General features: G+C 66.7%; 3 protein-coding genes and 7 pseudogenes. 7 read left to right on the plus strand and 3 right to left on the minus strand.

The genetic code is table 11. The features are described from left to right. From FQ389_RS17330 to FQ389_RS18340, 3 genes are all read left to right on the plus strand, one after another. Positions 1-1613, plus strand: a 1613-nt coding sequence (locus tag FQ389_RS17330) for a 3-hydroxyacyl-CoA dehydrogenase family protein (protein WP_144209878.1), incomplete at its 5' end; no start/stop codon positions are given. 85 nt (positions 1614-1698) lie between these two features. Beyond that, positions 1699-1839, plus strand: coding sequence for a hypothetical protein (locus FQ389_RS18335; protein ID WP_186296500.1), 141 nt, complete (start codon positions 1699-1701; stop codon positions 1837-1839). Positions 1840-1848: 9 nt separating this feature from the next. Next, on the plus strand, positions 1849-2013 hold the full coding sequence (locus FQ389_RS18340) for a DUF3159 domain-containing protein (protein WP_186296501.1): 165 nt from the start codon (positions 1849-1851) through the stop codon (positions 2011-2013). A 353-nt stretch (positions 2014-2366) separates the two neighbouring features. Here FQ389_RS18340 and FQ389_RS17340 read toward each other — a convergent pair. Both FQ389_RS17340 and FQ389_RS17345 read right to left on the minus strand, forming a co-directional pair. After that, positions 2367-2648: pseudogene (locus FQ389_RS17340) on the minus strand (putative quinol monooxygenase). Further along, positions 2648-3148: pseudogene (locus FQ389_RS17345) on the minus strand (helicase-associated domain-containing protein); the annotation flags it as partial. The pseudogenes FQ389_RS17345 and FQ389_RS17340, both read right to left, overlap by 1 nt. 139 nt (positions 3149-3287) lie before the next feature. Here FQ389_RS17345 and FQ389_RS17350 point away from each other — a divergent pair. From FQ389_RS17350 to FQ389_RS17365, 4 pseudogenes are all read left to right on the plus strand, one after another. Further along, positions 3288-3485, plus strand: a pseudogene (locus tag FQ389_RS17350) (hypothetical protein); the annotation flags it as partial. A gap of 107 nt (positions 3486-3592) precedes the next feature. Then, a pseudogene (locus FQ389_RS23010) lies at positions 3593-3799 on the plus strand (cyclic pyranopterin monophosphate synthase MoaC); the annotation flags it as partial. A 216-nt stretch (positions 3800-4015) separates the two neighbouring features. Further along, positions 4016-4497 (plus strand): annotated as a pseudogene (locus FQ389_RS17360) (MogA/MoaB family molybdenum cofactor biosynthesis protein). Beyond that, positions 4494-4903: pseudogene (locus tag FQ389_RS17365) on the plus strand (molybdenum cofactor biosynthesis protein MoaE); the annotation flags it as partial. The pseudogenes FQ389_RS17360 and FQ389_RS17365, both read left to right, overlap by 4 nt. A gap of 32 nt (positions 4904-4935) precedes the next feature. On the opposite strand, the pseudogene FQ389_RS17370 reads toward FQ389_RS17365, so the two are convergent. Next, positions 4936-5264, minus strand: a pseudogene (locus FQ389_RS17370) (transglycosylase family protein); the annotation flags it as partial.

Genomic DNA, 5264 nt, shown 5'->3' on the forward strand with positions numbered 1-5264 from the left:
AACACACCACCCACGCCAAAGCCTCGGCAGCGTCAGACGTGAAGAAGAGCCAGGAATTGGGCCCCGCCCCCAAGGCGTGGATCAAGGCCAACCCCGAAGCGCACGAACAGCCCTGGGACAAAAAGGGTTACAAGATGCCCGGCGGTACGCCCGCCAGCCCCAGCCTGGCCGGCATCCTGCCGTCGTTCCCCGCGCTGCTGAAGAAACAGCTCAAGGGTGCGCCGATGCCGGCACCGCGGGCAATCCTGGACGCTTCCGTCGAGGGCGCGCAGGTGGACTTCGACACCGCCAGCCGCATCGAGAGCCGCTACTTCACCCAGCTGGTCACCGGTCAGGTCGCCAAGAACATGATCCAGGCGTTCTTCTTCGATCTGCAGCACATCAACGGCGGCGGCTCGCGTCCCGACGGCATCGAGCCGGTCAAGATCAACAAGATCGGTGTGCTGGGCGCGGGAATGATGGGCGCCGGCATCGCGTACGTCTCGGCCAAGGCCGGCTTCGATGTGGTGCTCAAGGACGTCACCATCGAAGCGGCGGAAAAGGGCAAGGGCTACTCGGAAAAGCTTGAGGCCAAAGCACTTCAGCGAGGCAAGACCACCGAAGAGAAGAGCAAGGTGCTTCTGGACCGCATCACGCCGACCGCCGACGCCGCCGATTTCAAGGGCGTCGACTTCGTGATCGAGGCGGTCTTCGAGAACCAGGACCTCAAGCACAAGGTGTTCCAAAAGATCGAGGAAATTGTCGAACCCAACGCGCTGCTCGGGTCGAACACCTCGACGCTGCCGATCACCGGTCTGGCGACCGGTGTCAAGCGGCAGGAGGACTTCATCGGGATCCACTTCTTCTCCCCGGTCGACAAGATGCCGCTGGTCGAAATCATCAAGGGCGAGAAGACGTCTGACGAGGCGCTGGCACGGGTGTTCGACTACACGCTGGCGATCGGCAAGACCCCGATTGTGGTCAACGACAGCCGCGGTTTCTTCACTTCGCGGGTCATCGGCACCTTCGTCAACGAGGCGCTGGCGATGCTGGGCGAGGGCGTGGAACCGGCCAGCATCGAGCACGCCGGTTCGCAGGCCGGCTACCCGGCGCCGCCGCTGCAGTTGTCCGACGAGCTCAACCTGGAGCTGATGCACAAGATCGCCGCGGCCACCCGTAAGGGCGTCGAGGACGCCGGCGGCACCTACGAGCCGCACTCGGCCGAGGCTGTCGTCGAGAGGATGATCGAGCTCGGTCGGCCGTCCCGGTTGAAGGGCGCGGGCTTCTACGAGTACGTCGACGGCAAGCGCACCCGGTTGTGGCCGGGCCTGCGGGAGACGTTCAAGTCTGGCAGCTCGCAGCCGCCGCTGCAGGACATGATCGACCGGATGCTGTTCGCCGAGGCGCTGGAGACTCAGAAGTGCCTCGACGAGGGTGTGCTGACGTCGACCGCCGACGCCAACATCGGCTCGATCATGGGCATCGGCTTCCCGCCGTACACCGGTGGCAGCGCGCAGTTCATGGTGGGCTACGAAGGTCCGCTCGGCCGTGGGAAGGAAGCTTTCGTGGCCCGGGCGCGTGAGCTCGCGGCCAAGTACGGTGACCGCTTCCTGCCGCCGGCCTCGCTGACCTAGCGCGCATTCGCTGCGCTAGGGATTCGTCTTAGCTACTCTCCGGACGAGGTCGACAGCACCTGACCGGAAAGTATGCAGATGCCCGATGACCATGGCGTTGGCGGGCCTGTCAATCCTGTGTGGCAGCCACAAAGTGCTCGACCTCGTCACGATCGTATTCTTTGTGGGGCTGACGATCGCCGGATGGGTGACCGGAGCCAAGAACGATGACTGGATGGATACCTGATCGGCGACGTTGTCGAGCGGCATCCTGGCCGCTGTGGCGCTGGGCTCGTTGGCCCTTGTCCCGTTCACCGAACAATATGCCCGGGAGTCCACCCCGCGCGAGGCGTGGCAGCACCCTGCATTCAAGCGCGCCAACCGCGTCCTGACCCTGGTTTGGGGTGTGACGTTGCTGTAAAATAGCGCCGGACGTCTGGCCGTTGTCGTTGACGAAGTTCTCGTCACCGTTGTCGTCCACGACGACGGTGTGCGCGTCGTTCGCCCCGGACGCGGCGGCGGTGGCCAAGTGGTCCCCCGCGGCCATCAGGGTCGGCACATCGGATGCCGAGGTCAGCGATCGGCAGCAGCGGATACGCGACTGGCTGGCCGGGTATGTGCCTGAGTCACTGGCGGATTCGATGACGTCGAGCCTGCCCGACTCCGCGTCGGGCACCACGGAACAGGTAATCGTACTTCCCAGAGGCGGCCTACGACCGCTCCGGCATCGAGTTGTTCGAACGCTAAGTGATTCCCGCCTTGAGCTGGTGCTGCTCAGACGTCGCTGGTGAGGTAGCGCTTCTTGACCGGCGGCGCGGCCAGCAGGGGAGGGAGCGGATCAGCTTGCCTTCACCGGCACGAAAGCTGCGGTCGGCCTCGACGGTCTCCCAGATTTCGTAGATCAGCCAGTGGGCTTCGTCGGCGTCGTCGATGAGCACGTCGGTCCGGACGTTCCCGTTGAAAGCCCGGGTGTCTTTCAGCGCGCCCCATCACCTCGCGCGCGGTGGCGGCCTTTTCGGGATTGAAGTTGAGTTCCAGTATCACGGTGACCGTCACTCGAGCAGCTTGTCCAGCACCTCGCGTTGCGGTTGGCTGAGTCCGTCGATCAGCTCCGCGAGCTGTGCGCCGGTGCGGGAATTGTCCTCGAGTGTCACCTGCCCGGGATGCCACGGCAGCGCGGTGCCGGTGTCGGCGGCTACCCGGATCGCGCCGGCACCCCAGACCAGGGCGCGCTGCCTGAGATCGTCGAGCGCCTCGATCACCTCGTCCTCGGGCGCGCGGCCGTCGAGTAGCGCCAGCAGCTTGGCCGTCGACACTGCAGCGGTGTCCGCGTGCAGTACCAACAACGCGTCGAGCACGGCCAGGCGCAGGAAATCCAGCTCGTCGGTGGCGGCCTTAACCGACTGCCGGGCCCCGGCACGCGCGGCCAGGGCCGCGATGCTACCGGGGGGCGGCTGGGCAAGGTCGGACCGTAGTTCGAGAAGTCGGATCAGCCGCTCGTCGGGCAAATCGGCCAGCCAGGATCCCTGCGGGATATCCGGGGTGTTGTCGGTCATCGCTGACCAGCGTAAAGCAGGTCGGAGATCCTGGTCGGCGGCGAGCACGCACGCTGGGGATAGTCGCCGGGGTGGCCTGGGCAGGGGTGCCTTCCGACTAGCGTCACGCGCGCGGACGCGACCTGTCAGAATGTACGATGTGGCTAACAGTGCTGGAGGCAAGGCGGGCAAGAGCAGGTACGTCGACAACGGCTGGCCGACGACGGACCCCGACGACCACGCGGTGAGCGAGCTGGTGACCGATCGCACCGGCGCGCTCTCGCCGTTCGGTGACCTCGTCTTCCCTGTCGAAGCTGATCATCTGCCCTACATTCACCCGGTCACGGTCATCAACCGGGCAGGTAATGCCGGGATGGCCGGGACACCCAGGCCTGCGCAGGCCGGGCAGACGGGGGATCGCACCCGGACGCGCTCTCGCACCTCGACGAGCGGGGCGCGGCACACATGGTCGATGTGACCGAGAAGAACACCACTAAGCGGACCGCGGTCGCGGCGGGGGCGCTGCGCACTTCGGCTCGGGTGGTGGACATGATGTCCAGCGGGGTTGCCCAAGGGCGACACGCTTGCGAGGCCCGGGTGGCTGGCATCCTGGCCGCCAAGCGCACCAGCGACCTGATCCCGCTGTGCCATCAGCTCGCCCTCACCGGGGTCGACGTCGACTTCACGGTGGGCGAAGCGCACATCGACATCGTCACGACGGTCCGCAGCACCGACCTACACCGGTGTCGAGATGGAGGCGCTGACGGCCGTGAGTGTGGCCGCGCTTACGCTCTACGACATGATCAAGGCGGTGGGCCCGGCGGCCCTCATCGACGACATCCGTGTGCTTCGCAAAGAGGGTGGCAAGACCGGGACCTGGGTGCGGGCATGAACCCCCGGTCGGACCGGATCATCATCGCCTCGACCCGGGCTTCCAGCGGCGTGTACACCGACAAATGCGGCTCGATCCTCGCGGAATGGCTTGAACAGCGCGGGTTTTCGGTCACCGCCCCCGAAGTGGTAGGCGGACGAGAAGCCGGTCGGTGAGGCGCTGCGTGCCGCCCTCGACGACGACGTCGACGTCATCATCACCTCCGGCGGCACCGGTATCTCCCCCAGCGATGTCACCCCCGATGAGACCGTCGCGGTGGTGGACTATCTGATCCCCGGCCTGGCCGACGCGATTCGCCGCTCCGGTCTGCCCAAGGTCCCGACGTCGGTGCTGTCGCGTGGGGTGTGGGGTGGCCGGCCGGACCCTGATCATCAATCTGCCGGGTTCGCCCGGCGGCGTGCGCGACGGGCTGAGTGTGCTCGCCGACGTGCTCGACCATGCCCTTGACCAGATCGCCGGTAAAGACCACAACCGATGACGGTCGTGCTGCGTGCCGCGATGACCGAGCAGCCCATCTCCCTGGATGAGCATAAAGAACTGGTCGGCCATCGGTCGGCTGGCGCCATCGTCGGGTTCGCCGGCATGATCCGAGACCACGACAAGGGACGCCGGGTGGTGCTGCTAAAACACTCCGCGCACCCGACCGCGGCTCAGGTGGTCGCCGAGGTTGTCGAGAAATCGGCCGGTGTGCGCGCCGTCGCGGCCAGCCACTGGATCGGCACGCTGCACATCGGGGAGGCGGCCTTGGTGGTGGCGGTGGCCGCCGATCACCGGCAGGAGGCGTTCGCCCACCTGCGCCGAGCTGGTCGACACCGTCAAGGCGCGCCTACCGGTCTGGAAACACCAACTTTTTCGATGACGTAACCGACGAGTGGGTGGGTTCGGCGCTAGGCCGAACCCACCCGGCGTTAGCGTCTCAGTTGACGGCCACGGACAGCGCCAGCGAGTCCAGCGCGTCGTTGCCGTTGACGTTCTCGGCGCGGATCGCCTCCCACACCTTCTGCGTGTAGCCCACCTTCGTGGCGTGCTGTGGCTCCGGCTGGGGTGCGTCAGCGTCGGCCGGGGCCGACGGCGCGTCGGGGGCAGGTAGCGGGGCGTCGGCCGGAGGCGGGGTGTCCGCCGATGGGGTGAGCGGCAGATCCGTAGGCAACGGAGCGTCGGCAGGCGGCGGGATGTCAGCCGGTGGGGGCGGCAGTTCCGCGGGCGGCGACGCCGGTTGGTCGAAGGACGCCAGCTGCACCGGGG

Source organism: Mycobacterium tilburgii (assembly GCF_902168065.1).
GTDB classification, from domain to species: domain Bacteria; phylum Actinomycetota; class Actinomycetes; order Mycobacteriales; family Mycobacteriaceae; genus Mycobacterium; species Mycobacterium tilburgii.

Coding starts and splice junctions, on each gene's coding strand:
- FQ389_RS18335 (WP_186296500.1), top strand. CDS start 1,699: ATGACCATGGCGTTGGCGGGCCTGTCAATCCTGTGTGGCAGCCACAAA.